This is a genomic window from Algoriphagus sp. (assembly GCF_039969895.1).
GTDB lineage: Bacteria > Bacteroidota > Bacteroidia > Cytophagales > Cyclobacteriaceae > Algoriphagus.
This window is the reverse complement of record NZ_JBDVMZ010000012.1, coordinates 1,035,786-1,054,948: the sequence shown is the minus strand read 5'-3', so window position 1 is coordinate 1,054,948 and position 19,163 is coordinate 1,035,786. Positions and strand designations below refer to the sequence as shown.

Sequence of the window (19,163 nt, the reverse complement as noted above, 5' to 3'; positions counted from 1 at the left end):
TAAAAACAGAGCCATGTTAAAATATATAAGTAAAATCTGTCTGGTGGTGCCAATGGTGTTCTTATTGGGATCATGCTGGGAACTAGATCAGGAGGTACTCGACGGAGTCACTCCAGAGGATGTGGCAAATAGCGACAATCCAGAATTAATTAACGTACTCAAAGCTTCTGCTTACTCTAGAATAGTAGGCGGTTGGGGTGGACACAATGGTATATGGTCTATCCATGAAGTCTCTTCAGACGAAATGGTTATTGCTCAGAAAGGAGCTGACTGGCAAGATGGAGGACTTTGGCTCAGAATGCACAGACATACATGGGAACCTTCTGACGAAGCATTCAACAACTCTTGGAACTATTGCTTTACGGCAATAGGGGAAATCAACAACTTGCTTATCAGCTTTCCTGATGTAGAGGCACTTGGTGCGGAGTTGAAAGTTCTTCGTGCACTGACTTACCTATGGCTAATCGATAGCTTTGGAAACGTGCCTATCATCACTGAAGAGAGCTCAGGCGGTAACCCTACCAACAATTCAAGACAAGAGGTATTCGCATTCATAGAATCTTCTATCAAGGACAATATGGATCTTTTGGTGAAAACTAACACCAAAACCACCATCAATTACTACACTGCGCAGGCAATGCTAGCCAAGTTGTACCTTAATGCAGAAGTCTATACAGGAACTCCTAGATGGGCAGATGCAGAAGCAGCGGCAGATGAAGTTATCAATAGCGGCATGTACTCTTTGTCCTCTAATTTCTTCAGTAATTTTTCTACCAGAAATGGTGGGTCAACAGAAAACATCTTGACATTGCCATACGATGAGAACAATGCGGGTGGTTTCAATCTTGTGCAGATGACGCTTCATTACTTAAGCCAAAACACGTATGATCTTCAGGAGCAACCATGGAATGGCTATGCAACTTTGGAAGAGTTTTACAATGGGTTTGAGGAAAACGATGTCAGAAAACAAAGTTTCATAGTAGGACCGCAGTTTGCAGCAGATGGAACTCGTCTGAATGACATTTCTGCTGAAGCCAGTGATCCTGATGGACCGCCATTGACATTTACTCCATTCATCAACATGCTGGAGCCAAATGCACTGAGACAGTCTGGAGCAAGAGTGGGGAAATATGAATTTGCACCAGGAACACCTGCAAACCTAAGCAATGATTACCCATTGATCAGATTATCAGATATTATCCTGACCAAAGCAGAAGCTGCCTTCCGTCAAGGTAAAACCGCTGTAGCCTTGACCGCCATAAATCAAGTCAGAGCTCGTGCAAACATGCCTAACTACACAGCTCTTACCTTGGATAATATCTTCGATGAAAGAGGTCTAGAATTATTCGCTGAAGCTTCTAGAAGAACTGACATGATTCGATTTGGCAAATGGACTGAGGCTTGGTGGGAAAAAAATCCTTCTCAACCATTCAGAACTCTGTTTCCAATTCCATTGCAGCAGATCAACGCTAACCCTAACCTGACTCAGAACCCAGGTTATTAATAGAATCTTTATCGATTGAACTCAAAGGAAGTGTACGAAAGCGCACTTCCTTTTTTCAAACCTACCCATACCAAATCCTTATCTTTCCGGATAAGTGAATACTTTCTAGCTTTAGGAAAGTTAAGTTTGAATTCTGAATCCATACGTCAAGCTTCTGAGACCTACTTCTTATTTTATGTGGCTAGAAGGACTAGGTCTTACTAGAAAAGCCATGCCCTATAGACAAAACATGAACACCCACCTACTATTTCGTATTACCATTTTCTTTGTTTTAGGTATTACTTCTTGTAAGTCTGATTATCAAAAAATGGTGGAAAAAGAACTCTCCTCAGGAAAACAGGTAGATGAACTCTTTCTTGGATTGAAGCTAGGAATGACGCGAAAAGAATTCTATGAGACGTGCTGGGAGTTAAATAAGGAAGGCGTTCTTACCAATGGCCCCACGGAACTCTCTGTAGAATATGACGCTGCACTTCCTTCTGGGAACACCGCCAAAATGAGGTTTTATCCAAAATTCGAAGATGATCAGCTCTACTTGATGCCAGTGGAATTCACCTACCTGGGATGGGCACCTTGGAACGAAGAGCTTTCTGCAGAAAATTTGAGATCTGACGTGGTATCCTTGCTTCAGGATTGGTACAATACGGAGTTTATTGAAGTGGCTAATGAAGATAAAAGCTTACTAGCCTATGTAAGCGTAGAAGGAAATCGAAGAGTACGTATTTTCAAAAAGCACCTTTCAGTAGTACGAGTAGAAATAGTGGATTTAAAAGTTCTGCAGAAAATCGAAGAAGAACCGTCATGACAAAAATTATTCTTGGGCTACTGTTAGGCTCAACGCTTTGGGCTTGTTCAGCGCCTCAGTCAGAAACACCTACACTTTTCCAGCCTATTTCTCCCGAACTTTCAGGCGTGTCATTTAGCAATGACCTTTCATTTGACGAAAGCTTCAACATCTTCACTTACAGAAACTATTACAACGGTGGTGGCGTAGCGCTAGGTGATGTAAATAATGACGGGCTACTTGATATTTACTTCACGGCAAACCTCGGCCCAAACAAGCTTTACCTCAATAAAGGAGATTTCAAATTTGAGGATGTAACCCAAGCATCTGGTACAGCTGGCACTCGTGCATGGAGCACTGGAGTGGCTATGGCCGATATCAATGGTGACGGATATTTAGACATCTACGTATGCAACTCAGGAGATGTCGCAGGTGACAACAAGCAAAACGAACTATTTATCAATAATGGAGATGGCACATTCACTGAAGAAGCGGAGGCTTATGGCTTAGCTGATCAAGGCTTCTCCACGCATGCGGTATTTTTTGATTATGACAAAGACGGCGACCTAGACACCTACTTATTGAACAACAGCTATCAGGCTATCGGGAGCTTTAATAAGATGCAAAACGAACGTCCTAAGAGAGATGCTGTAGGTGGTGACAAACTTTTTAGAAATGACAACGGGAAATTTATAGACGTCAGCGAAGAAGCCGGAATCTACGGCTCTATCATCGGGTTCGGACTCGGCATTACCATCGGAGATGTGAATCAGGATACTTGGCCGGACATTTTTATCTCAAATGATTTCTTCGAAAAGGATTACCTATACATCAATAACCAAGACGGAACTTTTACCGAGTCACTTGAGAAATCCATGCGCTCTATCTCCTCAGCCTCAATGGGGGCTGATATCGCAGATATCAATGGGGACGGATTGCTGGATATTTTTGTGACAGATATGCTCCCAGAATCCCCCACTCGATTAAAGCAGGTGACTACTTTCGAAAATTGGGACAAATTCAAATTCAACAAGGAGCATGGCTATCACTACCAATATTCCAGAAATGCCCTTCATATCAACAATGGCGATGGGACTTTCAGTGAGATGGGCAGAATGGCTAATGTGGAAGCAACAGATTGGAGCTGGGGTGCTCTGATTTTTGATATGGACAATGACGGTAGGCGAGATTTATTCGTCGCAAATGGAATTTATCAAGACCTCACCGATCTGGATTATTTGAACTTCATAGACAATGAAGAAACCAAACTGAAAATAATCTCCAATGAAGGAGTAGATTACAAAGCACTCATTGACCCTATCCCTATCAATCCTATTCCCAATTATGCTTATAGAAACCTGGGGGACCTTACTTTCGAAAATGCCGCCGAAGCTTGGGGGCTGGGAGAACCAATTCATTCAAATGGAGCCGCCTATGGAGATCTGGACAATGATGGCACCCTGGACTTAGTCGTCAACAATGTCAATAAACCTGCTTCCTTATTCAGAAATCTTGGCAAAACGCTGAATCCAACCTATCATTCCCTGCAGATTCAACTGATCGGAAAAGATAAAAACACACAGGCTATCGGGACTCAAATTCAACTGGTAGCTGGAGATCAACTTTTCTATGCCGAACAAATGCCTAATCGTGGATTTGAATCCTCTGTGGATCCTAAGCTAACCATAGGGCTAGGGGAATTATCGGTTCTTGACGAGATCAAAATCCTGTGGCCAGATGGGAGTTTCACCAAACTTGAAAACATCCAGGCAGATCAATTGCTCCAGGTCAAGTGGGCCGAATCCAATCCTATGCCTGATGGAGAGCAATTTTTCCCTAAGTCTAAAACCACATTCTTTTATAAAGAAGAAAAAGCCAGTATAGATTTTACACATCAGGAAAATCCCTTTGTGGACTTCGATCGGGATAGACTCACTTTCCACATGTATTCTACCGAAGGTCCAGCTTTTGCCAAAGGCGATGTAAACGGAGATGGAATCGAGGACTTATTTTTTGGCGGAGCCAAAGGCTACGAAGCACAACTATACCTCGGCACTTCAACGGGGAAATACAAGCTATCTACCCAGCCTGATTTTGCGCAAGATGCAATCTCAGAGGACATAGACGCCCTATTTTTCGATGCCAATTCCGATGGTAAGCTAGACTTATTAGTAGTCTCAGGTGGAAATGAATCTGGTCTAGGGTCTCCCGACTTGGCAGATAGACTTTACTTGAATGACGGGCTGGGGAATTTCACTAAAAGTCAACAGCTAGGCCTCACTTCTAACCGCGGCAGCAGCTCAGTAGTAGAAGTAATAGATATCAACGAGGACGGCGCTCCTGATCTCTTTATCGGCGGCAGACTAGTCCCATTTGTATATGGAGCACCTGCCAGCAGCAGCATTTGGGTCAATGATGGAAAAGGGAACTTCACGGATCAAACAGCTACTCTTGCACCCGAACTGAATCAAATCGGAATGATTACTGATGCCAAGGTAGTGGATTGGGATAATGATGGCTCAAATGATTTGGTGCTCGTGGGAGAATGGCTTGCTCCTATTTTCTTTCGAACTAGCGGTGGAAAGCTTCAAAAAATCGAAATGCCGGAATTGCAAACTCTCAAAGGATGGTACAGAACTTTAGAAATAGCTGATCTGGACGGAAATGGGTTACCCGATTTGGTACTCGGAAATAATGGTCTTAACTCACGCTTCAAGGTGTCGGAGACGAACCCAGTCAAAATGTATCTGAATGACTTCGATCAAAATGGCGCAGTGGAGCATATCATTACTCGACAGGAAGGCGAAGCGCAAATCCCTTACACGCTCAAGCACGAGCTGGAAAAACAAGTCCCTTCGATCAGAAAAAAATACATGAAGTACAGTGACTACAATAATCAGTCGCTAACAGACATTTTCCCAGCAGAAGTAATTGATAAATCCATCATCTCCGAGCTCAACAATCTGGAGTCTGGTGTATTGATGAATGAGGGAAATGGAAAATTTAAATGGATACCTTTCCCAAGGATGGCTCAACGATCGTATGTTTTTGCCTTCCAAGTGACTGATCTGAATAAAGATGGTAATCAAGATCTAATTCTGGGCGGAAACTTGTTCAATGCCAAGCCTGAGTTCGGCAAATACGACGCGAGCTACGGAGATGTGCTGCTGGGCAAGGGCGACGGTACTTTTGATTACTGGCCAAACGCGCAACATGGGCTTCAATTGAATGGCGATATTAGGGCATTTTCTATGTTAGGCGAAGGAAAGCTTCTGGTAGTGAAAAATAATGAACCTGCTGAAATTTGGAATTATTGAGATGAAAAAGTCTTCTTTAGCATTTCTGATTGGGCTAGGACTTCTTTTTTCCTGCAAAGAGAAAAAGACAGAAGAACCTCTTTTTGAATTAATGCCTTCGGAAAAAACAGGAGTGACATTTGAAAACACGCTACTTTCTACTGATTCACTGAATATCCTGGAGTACCTCTATTTCTACAATGGTAGCGGGGTTGCCGCTGGAGATATCAATAATGACGGTTTAGTCGATTTGTATTTCGCAGCAAATCAAACTTCCAATCGCCTCTATCTCAACAAGGGCAACTTCCAATTTGAAGACATCAGCACATCAGCCGGAGTAAGCGGCGAAGGCGGCTGGTCCACTGGAGTCACCATGGCCGATGTGAATGGCGACGGCTTGTTGGATATTTACGTTTCTCAAGTGGATGATTTTAAAGGCTTAGCTGGTAAAAACCGCCTCTACATTAACCTGGGTGACAATAAATTTGAAGATCGAGCAAATGAATACGGTGTTGATTTTTCTGGCTTCGGGACCCAAGCTGCATTTCTAGATTACGATCGGGATGGCGATCTAGACATGTACTTATTAACTCATTCCATCAAATCACCCGAGGTTTTTACCCGGGCAGATCAAAGAAAAATACCCGAAGCCTTGGGTGATAAACTCTTCAAAAACCTCCTGTCCGAAGGAAAAATTGGCTTTGAAGACGTTACTGAAGCTTCAGGAATTTACTCAAGCATATTAGGATTCGGCCTCGGAGTGGGAGTCGAAGATGTGAACGGGGATGGTTGGCCAGATATCTATGTTTCCAACGATTTTACCGAAAATGATTACCTCTACCTCAATCAGCAAGACGGGACATTCCTAGAATCGCTGGAAAGTTTGATATCCAACACCTCTCGATACAGCATGGGAAATGACCTCGCCGACCTAAATGGAGATGGATTACCGGAGATTTTTACCACAGACATGCTTCCCATCTCTCCAGAAATCTGGATGAAATCTGTGGGCGAAGACAAAGCTGAAGTCTATCAGATCAAGAAGCAGTTTGGCTATGGGGATCAGTATGTGCGGAATCACCTGCAACTGAATCAAGGAGAAAATGGATTTGCTGAGATCGCCTTATTCTCTGGAGTTTACGCTTCAGACTGGAGTTGGTCTCCGCTGATCTTCGATATGAACAACGATGGCCTACCAGATATTCACATAACTAACGGTATTGAAAAGCGCCCAAATGACCTGGATTTTATCCAATACAGTCAGCAGAGTATTGCTAAACTCACCGAGAAGGAAATCCGGAAACAGCAGATCGAGCTCCTGCCTTCAGTCAAACTACCCAACCTTAGCTATCAAAATCAAGGTAAGCTTCAGTTTGTAGATCAGGCAGCTAAGTGGGGTTTGGATCAGCCGAGCTATTCCACTGGCTCCACTTATGCTGATCTAGATAATGATGGAGATTTGGATTTGATCATCAACAACCTAAATCAACCTGCCTTCATCTATCAGAATCACTCCGAGAAATCAGGTAATTCCTTCCTTAGAATTAACCTCAAAGCCAATGGCGCTAACTCCTTCGGGATGGGCGCAAAAGTTGGGGTTTACTTTGAAGGAAAAACGATTTTCCAGCAGTATGCTGGAACTAGAGGGTTTCAATCTGGCACCTCTGCCACGCTGGTTTTTGGCTTGGGAAAAGCAGCAGCTATCGACTCAATAGCTGTACGCTGGCCAGATGGTGCTACTGAGATTTTCCCCGAAAAATCAATCAACCAAACCCTTACCTTAATTCAAGGCCAAGGAAAACCAACTTCTCAAGCAGCAGAAGACGAAACCAAAGCAGCTATTTTCCCAGAAATATCTTGGACACATCAGGAAAAAAATTCGCTAGACGAGACCAAGCGCGAGTACTTAATCCCAAAAAGCTTTGCGAGTATGGGGCCAGCATTGGCTGTAGGAGATGTGAATGGAGATGGGCTGAATGATGTATATCTAGGAGGAGCACAAGATCATGCGGGAGCATTATTTCTTCAGACTCCTGACGGACAATTTGAGGAAAAGCCCAATCAGATCTTTTATCAACTCGCCAAAGCAGAAGATATCGTAGCCGAGTTCGCAGACCTTGACGGAGACGGAAATCTCGATCTTTACGTAGGAAGCGGAGGTAACGAACACCCGAGCGGTGCACTGTTCAACTTCGATAGAATATTCTTCGGAAATGGAAAAGGAGATTTTCGCTTCAGTCCCATGTCGCTGCCCAAGTTTGGCGAGAATACCTCCACGATTGCAATCCATGACCTAGACGGCGACGGTGACCTGGACATTTTTGTAGGGAGTTCAGTAGTGAGCGGTGACTATGGGGCAAGCCCAAAAAGCACTCTGCTTATCAACCAAGGGAACGGTTCATTTCTAGATAAAACCGCCGAATGGTTTGGGGAAAATACAGACCTAGGGATGATCAACTCCGCTGTTTGGGCTGATTTGGATGCGAATGAGAAAAGCGAACTGATCATTACAGGAGACTGGCAGGGAATTCGGGTTTTTGAAAATGGCGATGGAAAATCCCTTCGGGAGAAAGTGATCCCAGGATTAGAATACTCTGCCGGGTGGATTCAACCTGTGGCTATCGGCGATGTAAATGGAGATGGAAAACTGGATATTCTTACTGGCAACCTCGGACTCAACAGCAAACTGAAAGCCAGCCAGGAAAAACCTGTTTGGCTCTATCATGGTGATTTGGATGAAAATGGACAGGCAGACCCGCTCATTTTTCATTACATGGAGCAAGGCCTCGTTCCTTTAGCTTCCCGAGATGAGCTAATCAAACAGATCCCTGGAGTCAAAAGAAAACATACTTCTTACCAAGTATACTCTAAGATCACCAAACCTTCAGATTTGTTCACTGCTGATGAGTTAGCAAAAGCATCCAAGAAAGCCGCATACGAGTTTCGCTCCGGTGCTTACCTACAGCAGACAGATGGAAGCTTCGTATTCGAGCCTTTTCCGGATCAAGCTCAGCTCTCTCCTATTTTCACCATAAGCTGGGACGAATCCAAAAAGGCAGTTCTCCTTGGAGGTAATTTCTCAGGTTTTAGAGTCGATCTTGGCCTAAGTAAAGCATCCGCTTTTGCAGCTTACCAATGGAACAAAGATGGCTGGAAAGAACTTAGAGTAGTACATTCAATTCCTTCAAAATCGGAAATACGAATCCTTACAAAAATTAAAGTTAACGAGCGATATTATGCTTTGGCCGCAAGTAATTCAGGCCCCCTTTATTGGGTCAAACTTGACTAAAATCATTGGATACTTCCTTAATTTCCAATAGCTTTGGGCACCAAACCCAATCAATTGAAATCTGCTTTGCACAAGCTTCACCTCGATTTCAACTACTATACTCTCAAAACCCTTCACAATATGCGTACTCTAAAATCCATGCTTTTTTCAGGAATCCTCCTGATTGCAGCTTCTTGCGCAGAGCCCGTCGATTATTCCCAAGCCATCACAGATGGTCAGTACATCACTGAAGCCCAGGATAGAATCACAGAAGTCATCATCCACGATATTTTCTCCCCTCCTGTAGCGGCTAGAATCTACACTTACGCATCCCTTGCAGCCTATGAAGTGGCTGCTTCCGTAGATCCAAATTATGCTTCCCTGCTAGGTCAATTGAATGGATCAGAGCAAGTGACATTCACTCCTTCGGAAAAAGTGTATCCACCTTTAGCATCGCTAGCAGCTTATTACTACGTTGGGACCGGCTTGATCTTCTCGGAGGAAATGATGAACGAACATCGGGATGCTACGTTCGCAAGACTCAAAGAAAAAGGTATTCCAGACGATGTGTTTGAAGCTTCAGTAGCCTTCGGCAAAGAGGTGGGTGATGTCATCAAAGCCTATTCTTCCAAGGACAACTATCATCAGAGTCGCTCCTTCCCGAAGTTTACGGTTACCAACAAAGAAGGAACCTGGCAACCTACTCCTCCAGCATACATGGAGGCTATCGAACCACATTGGAGCAAAATCAGAACCTTCGTTCTTGATTCGGCTTCTCAATTCAAACCATTACCCCCACCTCCATTCTCTACTGATCCTAACAGTGAGTTTTACAAAGTCGCTAAAGAAGTCTATGACATGGACAGAGCGGCTACCCAAGAGCAAAAAGATGTAGCACTTTTCTGGGATTGCAATCCTTACAAAATGAATGTAAAAGGTCACGTGATGTTTGCGGAGAAAAAAATAACTCCCGGCGGACACTGGATGAGCATCGCAGCAATAGCTTCTAAAGCAGCAGGAAAAGACTGGAAAGGAATTGCGGAGGTATTTGCCATGACGGGAATATCACTGAATGAAGCATTTATTTCCTGTTGGGATGAGAAATATCGAAGCAATCTCATCAGACCTGAGACATACATCAATCAGCACATCGATGAGCAGTGGGTACCACTGTTGCAAACCCCTCCTTTTCCTGAGCATACCAGCGGACACAGTGTAGCTTCCTCAGCTTCTGCTTATACGTTGGCTCGAATTTTTGGGGACGAGTTTCATCTAGTTGACAGCTCTGAAGTGGCTTATGGACTTCCTGTTAGAGAGTATAGCTCCTTCTCTCAAGCTGCTGAAGAAGCTGCCTTGAGTCGGTTTTATGGAGGAATTCATTACAGACCAGCCATAGAATATGGAATTACGCAAGGTCGGGATTTGGCCGAATTTATTTGGACCAAAGTAGATACCAAAGCAAAAAACTTAGCTAGCAAATAAGCGCTAAAGCATCCGAGAAACCGGATGCTTTTTTTTTCTCCTCAGGAAACATGAGGGAAGAAGGCACTCATTGTCATTTTTCAGGCTTCATGTTTTGGAGATATTTTGTAATTTGAACAATCACCTTTTTGAATGGGAGTATTCCCCTTTTGTTTTTAAACCTATTAGTAGTATGTCAAAAACCATCATCGTTTCCAATCGCCTTCCTATCAGCTTACGCCATCGAAATGGCCGATTTGAATTCAAGCCTAGTGCAGGAGGGTTAGCCACAGGACTTGGATCTATTTATAAAGAAGGAGAAAACATCTGGATCGGCTGGCCAGGAAATACCGTGGACGATCCCGAGCAACGGGCAGAAATCATCCTCGAACTTCATGAGCTAAAAATGGCTCCTGTCTTTCTTTCCAAAGAAGATGTGGAAGAGTTTTACGAGGGTTTCAGTAACGAAACACTTTGGCCAGCATTTCACTATTTCACGCAGTACATGGTGTACAATCCTGAGCACTGGGAAGCCTATGTCAGAGTAAATCAAAAATTTTGCGATGCTATTCTGAAGAAAGCTGGACCAGAAGACACCATTTGGATTCATGATTACCAGTTGCTTTTGCTTCCGCAAATGCTAAGAGAAGTTCTTCCAAATGCCACCATCGCCTTTTTCCAACATATCCCTTTTCCTTCCTACGAGATCATGCGGATGATTCCCTGGCGAAAAGAATTATTGACAGGAATGGTTGGAGCAGATTTGATCGGATTTCACACCTACGATGACATGCGGCACTTCCTCAGTGCTGTGGGAAGACTGACCGGTCTATCCAGTGAAAGCGGCTACATCCAAGCAGAAAATAGAATCATCAATGTGGATTCTTTCCCGATGGGAATTGACTACGATAAATACGCAAAGCAGGCAAAAAGCAAGAAAACCCTTCGATTTGTAGAAGAATTTGGCAAACAGGTAGAAGGCCAAAAACTCCTCCTCACTATAGATCGACTGGATTATTCTAAGGGAATTCCCCAGCGTATTCAAGCTTTCAATCAACTTCTGGAGCAGCACAAAGAACTACACGGCAAGGTGTCTATGATCATGATCGTGGTACCAAGTCGTGATAAAGTGCAGTCATATAAAGAACTGAAAGAGGAAATTGACTTGCTGGTAGGCAGGATAAATAGTGAATACTCCACCCTGAACTGGGTTCCCGTGCATTATTTTTATAGAAGTTTTCCTTTCGACGAACTGAGTGCTTTTTATAATATGTCTGATATCGCACTCGTGACTCCGCTACGTGATGGCATGAACTTGGTCTGCAAGGAATTTGTCGCAAGCAAAACTAACCAGACCGGTGTATTGATCCTGTCAGAGATGGCAGGAGCCTCCAAAGAACTCCAAGACGCAATCTTGGTCAATCCTAACGACCGTCAAGGTGTGGTAGATGCGATTTTCAACGCGCTTTCTATGCCGCAGGAGGAGCAAGTAGCTCGAATGAATAGCATGCAGGAAAGTCTGAAAAAGTATGATGTATTCCAATGGGTGAAGGTATTCATGGATAGGCTTGAGCATGTGAAGCAAAAGCAAGAAGAGCTAACTTCCAAAGACGTGGACACCAAAGTGATGAACGAGATCCAGGCTAGCTTCAAAAAAGCGAAAAAGTCCATCTTATTCTTGGACTACGATGGCACGTTGACAGGATTTCATTCTGATCCGCAAAAAGCCATTCCTGATGAAGAGCTCAGAGGAATTGTAAAAGAACTAAGCAAAATCTCTCAGGTAGTCATCATCTCAGGAAGAGATAAGGATACTTTAGGAAAATGGTTTGCAGGTCAAAACATCGATATGATCGCCGAACATGGTGTCTGGGTGAAAAGAAAAGAAGATAATGGGGACTTCGAATTGTACGCGGAGATTGATGATTCGTGGAAGGATGACATCCGGAAAATAATGGAGTATTACGTACTTCGAACGCCCGGCGCATTTATCGAAGAAAAACATCATTCCCTTGTTTGGCACTATAGAAAAGTGGAAAGCGGACTGGGTGATCTCAGAATGCGTGAACTGTTTAGCCATCTGAAATACATGGCTAGGGGTCACAACTTGCAGGTATTGGAGGGAAATATGGTCTTGGAAATCAAGCGTCCCGACATCAACAAAGGAAGAGCAGCTACGGCGATGATGAAAGGGATGGAATATGATTTCATCCTGGCAATCGGCGATGATTGGACAGATGAAGATACATTCAAAGCCATGCCGAAAAATGCCTATTCCATCCGAGTAGGCTATGCATACACCCAAGCCAATTTCAATATCAAATCCGTGAAGCAAGTGAGGCAGCTGTTACAAAAGCTGACCTTATGATTGAAAAATTAGGTGTTCATTTAGCGTATGGGCGAAAGATTTTTCGCCCTTTTTTGTTAGACACCGTTCAGGGTCGCTCAAGCATATAAGTTGGAGAACCCTTGGTTATTCATGGTTTAACCACTTCGTGGTTTTCTGCTTTTGTGTATCTCCGAACAAATGAATTCAAATCAATGCAGTCTCCAGACTACAATCCCTCATGTCAAAATAATCATCTGCTCCATCGGGGCTTCCTATGGGTAGTAAATTATCGGAATTAAGGTATTGCTGTGCCGTTAGGTACAGCGCTAAATCTTTACCTAATTAGAAAGCAGTACATAAAGGCACTGCTGATCATATCATAATCCTTTTAGTTACCCCTAGTTCGTCCATAGCGGAACATTACTTCAGCATCAGCATAACTTTTCCAATACATCAAAAGGAAAAAAGATGTATCGTTTCTACACATTGCGCTTCTCTGTGTAATCCTCTGCGGGCTCCGCGGCAAATAATCACAGATACTTTTTGTACAAATTATCCAGAATTCTCTTATCTGTTTCCGTCAATTCCGATTCTATGTCACGCTGCACAAAGTGAAGCTTGAATGCGCGAATAGCAGCTTTCGGATCACTCACATTATAGCCTATGACTCTCAAAGCTAGCACTGGATCTACCATTTCTTGAGGTAAATCATCTGTACCTTCAAGGGGAAAACCATTATTTACCTGGGATGAAAGAACTGGAAAAACCACTTCCTCATCATACCAAAGCCCATAGCCTTCCTCAGCTAATTTTCTCCAAGGAAAATAGGTACTCGGATCCACTTTGCGCGAAGGCGCTATATCTGAATGACCGATGAAATTCGCAGTAGGAATTCCATATTTCCATTTCAGCCTTTTCAGCAGTACCAATAAACTTTCGATTTGTGCTTGGGTAAATGGTTCGCTACCGTTATTGTCTAATTCTATACCGATGGAAGCCGAGTTAAGATCTGTATCATTTCCCCAGCGCCCACTTCCAGCATGCCAGGAGCGCAGGTAATCGTTCAGCATCTGCACGATCTCTCCATCTCTACCTACCACATAGTGCGAACTTACCTGAGTTCTAGTGAGGGTAAACGTTTTAATTGTCTGCTTAAGCGAATCCTGCGCTGTATGATGGATGATCACATAGTTAGGTTTTCTGATGCTGAAGTTGGTAGTTCCTATCCACTCATCCGTGATGCTCAGCGTGTCGTAATCGAGCTCAGCCTTGGTTTTGGGGATTTCTTGAATCGACGCTGTAGCTGCTTTCACCGCTTTTTCGTGAGCCTTGTTGTTTTTTTTGTAAATGTCTTTGGAACAGGAAGAAAAAGCCCCCATCAAACCAATAAGGAGGAAGGTTGATAAAATTCTATGGAAATTCATGGTTGTTAATAGTTAATCAGAATTTGAAGCTACAAGGATTGTACTAAGCCTGAAAACCAATTGTAGAAAAGTGATGAATTAGCAAATAACCTTTGACATCTTTTTTGGACCTCTAAGGTTCTTTGGTCCAACAAATATAATTTTAGAGGAGATACCGAGTCTAACGACATTCGGGATTATACCTCAAAGGTTATCTCCAGTCCAACTTCAGTAGATCCAGAGCAACACTAAGCTGTGAACTCTGTGTTACCCTCTGTGAACTCTGTGGTTCAAAAATAAGTATCACATGAAATTAGGTCTATCAAGTTTCCTTCCGATACGGAAAGCAGCATTCATCAGCCCTACATGAGAATAGGCCTGCGGAAAATTTCCCCATTGACTACCAGTCTTTTGATCCACATCCTCTGAGAAAAGCTGCAAGTGATTGGAATATTTTACCAACGTCTCAAAGCCTTCCACTGCTTCATCCAAGCGCCCTACACATGCCAGCGCCTCGATGTACCAAAATGCACAAATCAGGAAAGTCGTCTCCGGCACCCCAAAATCATCCATGTGCTTGTAGCGATAGAATAAGAAATCTTTAGCAAGAAGGTCTTCCTCCAGTGCTTTAAGGTGATTATTAGCCCGCTCCAAATCATCTCCAAAATACCCCATTGTAATCAACTGAAGCGTAGAAGCGTCCATGTATGTCGAGCCGATTGCTTGACCATAAGCTTTTCGATCCGGAAGATAACATTCCTCTATTTTGGCGACAGCCATATCGCGAAGTAGAATGGCTTTTTGATACATCACATCATCCTTCATACGAGTTCCAATTTTTGCGGCAGCACAGGCCCCAGCCCAATGAAAGAGAAAAGTATAACAATGCTGCTGCGCCAAATTTCTAAACTCCCATAGACCGGCATCTTTCTCGTCCATGGTCGCCTCTATCTTGTCTAGGAGATTCATGATCATAGGTCTAGAGGAACTTCTTTCTTCCTCAGTAAATCGTCGATCTGAATAAAGCGGTAACAAGGAAACCAAGACCTGCCCATAAAGGTCATTCTGAATATGTGTATAAGCTTGATTTCCGAAGCGAACAGGCTTTTCACCCAGATAACCATCCAAATCGGAAATCTCCTCCGTCAAAAGTGAATCACCCGTAATGGAATAAAGAGGCTGATATCTACCGTCAGCACCTGGCTTAAGGTTATGGATAAATTCAAAATATTTCTCCAACTCTTCAAAGTGGCCCAAAGAGTTGAAACAAGTCAAGGTATAATAGGTGTCACGCATCCAACAGTAACGATAATCCCAGTTTCGGGTGGAACCTGGTGACTCAGGAAGGCTGGTCGTGGAGGCTGCGATGATGGCTCCGGTATCCTCGTATTGGTGGATCTTAAGAATCAACGCTGATCTCAATACCAATCTCTGATGAAAATTGTAAATACTCGTGGATTTCACCCACTCCTGCCAATAACTGGTAGTCGCATGAAGAAAGCGCTCCGAGGTAGTCTCAATAGGAGCTTCGAGTGGTCGCCCAGAGGTCAATACCAAATAAACAGGCTTAGTCAATAGAAATGCTTTTTCATCAATCACATAGCTAAGCGGCGCGTTGGTTGACAGACGCAACTCTTGACCTATTCCTGCAAAACTGATATGATTAGAGCCCATACTGGCTGTCAAACCCCTGGAACCTTGATCAGCCCGAGGTTTGCAGATGATCTTGATTTTTGGAGAACCCGATATGGCTTCGATCTTACGGATCAGCATCAGCGGCTTATAATAGCGATCAAAGTTCTTAAATCGCGGAGCAAAGTCAGTCACCGAATAACTGCCTTCCTCTGATTTGACGGTGGTCTTGAGTACGTTGGTATTCTCCAGGTAAACTTGGCTAGACTTGAAGTCCTTGGACTCGGGGTGAATAGTGAACTCTCCGCCTTTCTCCCTATCCAGCATTCCTCCAAAAATAAAATCTGAATCGAATCTTGGCAGACACATCCAGCTGATATTGGTGTCCAGTTCCACATGGGCGATATAGGCACAGTTGCCAATCACGCCACTTCCATAGGTATGTTTTTGCATTTAGCTTAGATTTGATTTGAAAAGTCAGGCTTCTGGGTCAATCTTCAAGAAAGTAAAAAAGGGGATAGTATGCAAAAATCCTGTCCCTTAATGAAATTTCGGAAGAGGCGAAGAATTGTTAAGCTGTAGGAAGTAGATAGTTAAAAAAGTTTAAAACAAAAAACAAAACCTCACTTAGTCTTATCAAATTCAAAAAGCTTAGCCCTGATACAATATGCCACTCCTCAGGAAGGAAGTATTTAAAATATAGAGATCTAAAAATCAACGTCTACTAAATCAATTCTCCTCTTCCAACTCAAATATCATTAGAATTAATTCTTCCTTATCTACCTGTCCAAAATCAGCAAACTGTTTTTCTAACGAGGAGTTTAAAGAAAAGTCCCATTTACCGTCTTTTCCTGATGAAAGGACGGCAACAAATTCATCTTTTGAAGTGATTCCTAATACCCCTTCGAACCCTAGTTTCCCCACTTTCCGTTCGATAAATTCTTGGGTCGAATAGCTTTTACCAATACTTTTAGAAAATATTCTGCCATGAAGGCCTTCAAAGTTTAAGGTTGTAAAAGAAATAAAATCCTTAGTCTGGAAAAGATCCATTACTCCCACATAAATATCATTTTTCGAGAAATATCCTAATGGATTGGGCTGCTTGTTAAAATCTTCAAATGACAAGTCATTTCCAAAATCCAGGAAATATTTGGGGTGAACTTGATAATCCTGAATGTCAATCGAATAAAGAGTATCTCTTAATCCCAACGTCACCAAATAATTACGATCATCAACCTTCGAAATTATACTTCTATAATCCAGAGGGCTATCATCCATCAATGGGTCAAATGGAAATGCAGCCATTTTTTGTAAGCCATCTTGGTAGAGCAATACGTTAGCCTCTGCATTTAATGAACTGTAATTGACAAGCAGTTCACCATTTTTTAGAAAAACCAAATCTGCATAAACAATCTCCTGTGTATAAAACTCTTCTCTCAAATAATTACCCTCAGGGGTAAAGTATAGCTTCTTTTTAAAATCCATTGGAATTAAGACTAGTTCATTGGTAAATGCATTCCAAAAAACATTTTCAATATCTCTATATTCCCCAGGTCCTTCCCCTATCCTGAAAATATGATTGATAAAATTTCCTTCCAAGTCGAAGATAAAAATGGCATTTCCGATCATTTTATCTAGAATGAAGATTCTATCCGCAGTAAACACAGCTTTATCAATACTGGATATTTGTGCAAAGGTGTTAGATTTTAGTTTTAGTAAGCGAATTTTATTTAATTCTAAATCATCGGTTAAGGATGTATCACTTATAGATATGATATTATTGGTATTAGTCTGTTGCTTATAGCCACAGGAAACAAGAACTAGTGCCAGAATTATGAAAGGCAAATTTTTCATTCTCATAAAATAAATAAGGTAAAATAAAAAAAGGCATGTCAAGTTTATGACATGCCTAATTCTTTTAAGCAGGTGGATTTCCCAGATTTGTAAAACTACATGATTCTGATGAAGGCTTAGTACAACTATCACCTTTAATTGTCCCCCAAATAGTTGTTCTTCTGCCACATACAGTTACAGTAATAAGTTCTCCTTGTGTAACAACAGTTGTTTTACATTCATCTTCTAAAGCCTGAACATCCAAACTCGTAAACAGCATCGCTCCCATATAGAAGGCCATTCCAAATAATAACTTTTTCACAAACCTAAAATTATGTGTTGATGTAAAGAAACCTGGCCAGACTCCAAGATCACTCGATCTATGCTTCAACCTAACTCATTGTTTTATAAAACACAAGCTTTCCTCAGAAATATAACTATAATGTATGTACACAGTTTTTTTTAGTTTCAAATTACAAATACCTATATATCAATTGATAATGCTTCCTACAAATACAACTTCTTATCCCGAATGTAATCTGCAACTCCATCGGGAAGCAGGTATTTGACAGATTTACCTGCCAAGATGGACTTACGGATAAAGGTGGCTGAGATATCCAATAATGGTGCATCAATCAGCGTGATATTTGGATGCTCAAAACTCGTCGCATCTCCCGGTCGTGGATAGACGAAGATCTCATAGTTGTCCAGTATGGTCTGATAGTTCTTCCATCGCTTCAGCTGCGTGAGATTGTCCGAACCTAAAAATAAGCAAAATTGGTGTTGTGGGTATTGGTCGGTAAGATAAGCTAGCGTGTCTATGGTGTAGCTAGGCTTGGGCATGGAAAACTCCACGTCTGAAGCCTTGAACTGATAATTATCCTCGATAGCCAGTTCCACCATCCGCAGTCGATCGAATTCATGAATGAGAGACTGACGTTTTTTAAGGGGATTCTGCGGACTCACCACAAACCAAACCTGATCCAGATCTGTGCGATCATGAAGCGTGTCAGCGATGATCAGATGACCAATATGTATGGGATTAAAGGAACCGAAGTAAAGACCGATCTTCACTAGACTAGCGAGCTAAAAATTCGCTAACCAAGTACCTCGCTTCTGCAGATGACTTGGCAAATTCGTCGTTGACTACCGTCACATCAAACTGCGGCTCAAACTTGGACTCAAACTCCGCTTTGAACAGTCGGCGGGAAAGTGACTCTTCGGATTCTGTACCCCGCTCATTGAGTCGTGCAGAAAGTATTTCCAGACTCGGGACTTTCACAAAGATCGCCAGCGCCTGATCGCCGAAGTATTTTTTCAAGGCTAAACCACCTTTCACATCCACATCGAATATCACGGCTTTGCCCGAATCCCAGATCCGTTGGATTTCTTCCTTGAGCGTACCGTAGAAGTTGCCTGCATAGACTTCTTCCCACTCGATGAAATCATCCTGATCTATATGTTTCTTGAACTGCTCCTGACTCAAAAAATAGTAATCCTTGCCATGCTCCTCATGTCTGCCGCGCTTATCACGCGTACAGGCAGAAATAGAAAAACCCAGATTTGGGATGGTTTCGATCAAATGCTTCACTAGCGAAGTCTTGCCTGAGCCCGACGGCGCAGAAAAAATAATGGCTTTACCTTGAGTCATGA

11 protein-coding genes are annotated in these 19,163 nt (G+C 42.7%); 6 read left to right on the top strand and 5 right to left on the bottom strand.

What is annotated here, in order from left to right; all coding sequences use genetic code 11:
• The first annotated feature begins 13 nt into the window (after nt 1-13).
• From ABJH64_RS10680 to ABJH64_RS10655, 6 genes are all read left to right on the top strand, one after another.
• Nucleotides 14-1,504, top strand: coding sequence for a RagB/SusD family nutrient uptake outer membrane protein (locus ABJH64_RS10680; RefSeq protein ID WP_348275464.1), 1,491 nt, complete (start codon nt 14-16; stop codon nt 1,502-1,504).
• A 229-nt stretch (nt 1,505-1,733) separates the two neighbouring features.
• Nucleotides 1,734-2,309: a hypothetical protein gene (locus tag ABJH64_RS10675; RefSeq protein WP_348335066.1), complete on the top strand. Its 576-nt coding sequence runs from the start codon at nt 1,734-1,736 to the stop codon at nt 2,307-2,309.
• Nucleotides 2,306-5,605 carry a VCBS repeat-containing protein gene (locus ABJH64_RS10670; protein WP_348275461.1) on the top strand — a complete coding sequence of 1,100 codons (3,300 nt, stop codon included), beginning with the start codon at nt 2,306-2,308 and terminating at the stop codon, nt 5,603-5,605. Before ABJH64_RS10675 ends, ABJH64_RS10670 begins: the two co-directional genes overlap by 4 nt.
• Nucleotides 5,577-8,873, top strand: coding sequence for a VCBS repeat-containing protein (locus tag ABJH64_RS10665; protein ID WP_348299464.1), 3,297 nt, complete (start codon nt 5,577-5,579; stop codon nt 8,871-8,873). Before ABJH64_RS10670 ends, ABJH64_RS10665 begins: the two co-directional genes overlap by 29 nt.
• A 120-nt stretch (nt 8,874-8,993) precedes the next feature.
• A complete protein-coding gene (locus tag ABJH64_RS10660; RefSeq protein ID WP_348275459.1) occupies nt 8,994-10,334 on the top strand; it encodes a vanadium-dependent haloperoxidase in 1,341 nt (446 codons plus the stop codon).
• Between the two features lie 172 nt (nt 10,335-10,506).
• Nucleotides 10,507-12,681, top strand: coding sequence for a bifunctional alpha,alpha-trehalose-phosphate synthase (UDP-forming)/trehalose-phosphatase (locus tag ABJH64_RS10655; RefSeq protein WP_348275458.1), 2,175 nt, complete (start codon nt 10,507-10,509; stop codon nt 12,679-12,681).
• 491 nt (nt 12,682-13,172) lie between these two features.
• Here ABJH64_RS10655 and ABJH64_RS10650 read toward each other — a convergent pair whose 3' ends face one another.
• The 5 genes from ABJH64_RS10650 to gmk form a co-directional block, all read right to left on the bottom strand.
• Nucleotides 13,173-14,066, bottom strand: a complete 894-nt coding sequence (locus ABJH64_RS10650; protein ID WP_348275457.1) for an N-acetylmuramoyl-L-alanine amidase — start codon at nt 14,064-14,066, stop codon at nt 13,173-13,175.
• Between the two features lie 282 nt (nt 14,067-14,348).
• Nucleotides 14,349-16,130 carry a glycoside hydrolase family 15 protein gene (locus tag ABJH64_RS10645; protein WP_348275456.1) on the bottom strand — a complete coding sequence of 594 codons (1,782 nt, stop codon included), beginning with the start codon at nt 16,128-16,130 and terminating at the stop codon, nt 14,349-14,351.
• A gap of 276 nt (nt 16,131-16,406) precedes the next feature.
• Nucleotides 16,407-17,699 carry a 6-bladed beta-propeller gene (locus tag ABJH64_RS10640; protein ID WP_348275455.1) on the bottom strand — a complete coding sequence of 431 codons (1,293 nt, stop codon included), beginning with the start codon at nt 17,697-17,699 and terminating at the stop codon, nt 16,407-16,409.
• A gap of 318 nt (nt 17,700-18,017) precedes the next feature.
• Entirely contained in the window at nt 18,018-18,584 is a 567-nt protein-coding gene (gene nadD, locus ABJH64_RS10635; RefSeq protein WP_348275454.1) for a nicotinate (nicotinamide) nucleotide adenylyltransferase, read from the bottom strand.
• Between the two features lie 4 nt (nt 18,585-18,588).
• On the bottom strand, nt 18,589-19,161 hold the full coding sequence (gmk, locus tag ABJH64_RS10630; RefSeq protein WP_348275453.1) for a guanylate kinase: 573 nt from the start codon (nt 19,159-19,161) through the stop codon (nt 18,589-18,591).
• Nucleotides 19,162-19,163: the final 2 nt, after the last annotated feature.

Coding starts and splice junctions, on each gene's coding strand:
- ABJH64_RS10665 (WP_348299464.1), top strand. CDS start 5,577: ATGAACCTGCTGAAATTTGGAATTATTGAGATGAAAAAGTCTTCTTTA.
- ABJH64_RS10655 (WP_348275458.1), top strand. CDS start 10,507: ATGTCAAAAACCATCATCGTTTCCAATCGCCTTCCTATCAGCTTACGC.
- ABJH64_RS10660 (WP_348275459.1), top strand. CDS start 8,994: ATGCGTACTCTAAAATCCATGCTTTTTTCAGGAATCCTCCTGATTGCA.
- gmk (WP_348275453.1), bottom strand. CDS start 19,161: ATGACTCAAGGTAAAGCCATTATTTTTTCTGCGCCGTCGGGCTCAGGC.
- ABJH64_RS10680 (WP_348275464.1), top strand. CDS start 14: ATGTTAAAATATATAAGTAAAATCTGTCTGGTGGTGCCAATGGTGTTC.
- ABJH64_RS10645 (WP_348275456.1), bottom strand. CDS start 16,130: ATGCAAAAACATACCTATGGAAGTGGCGTGATTGGCAACTGTGCCTAT.
- ABJH64_RS10675 (WP_348335066.1), top strand. CDS start 1,734: ATGAACACCCACCTACTATTTCGTATTACCATTTTCTTTGTTTTAGGT.
- ABJH64_RS10670 (WP_348275461.1), top strand. CDS start 2,306: ATGACAAAAATTATTCTTGGGCTACTGTTAGGCTCAACGCTTTGGGCT.
- ABJH64_RS10650 (WP_348275457.1), bottom strand. CDS start 14,066: ATGAATTTCCATAGAATTTTATCAACCTTCCTCCTTATTGGTTTGATG.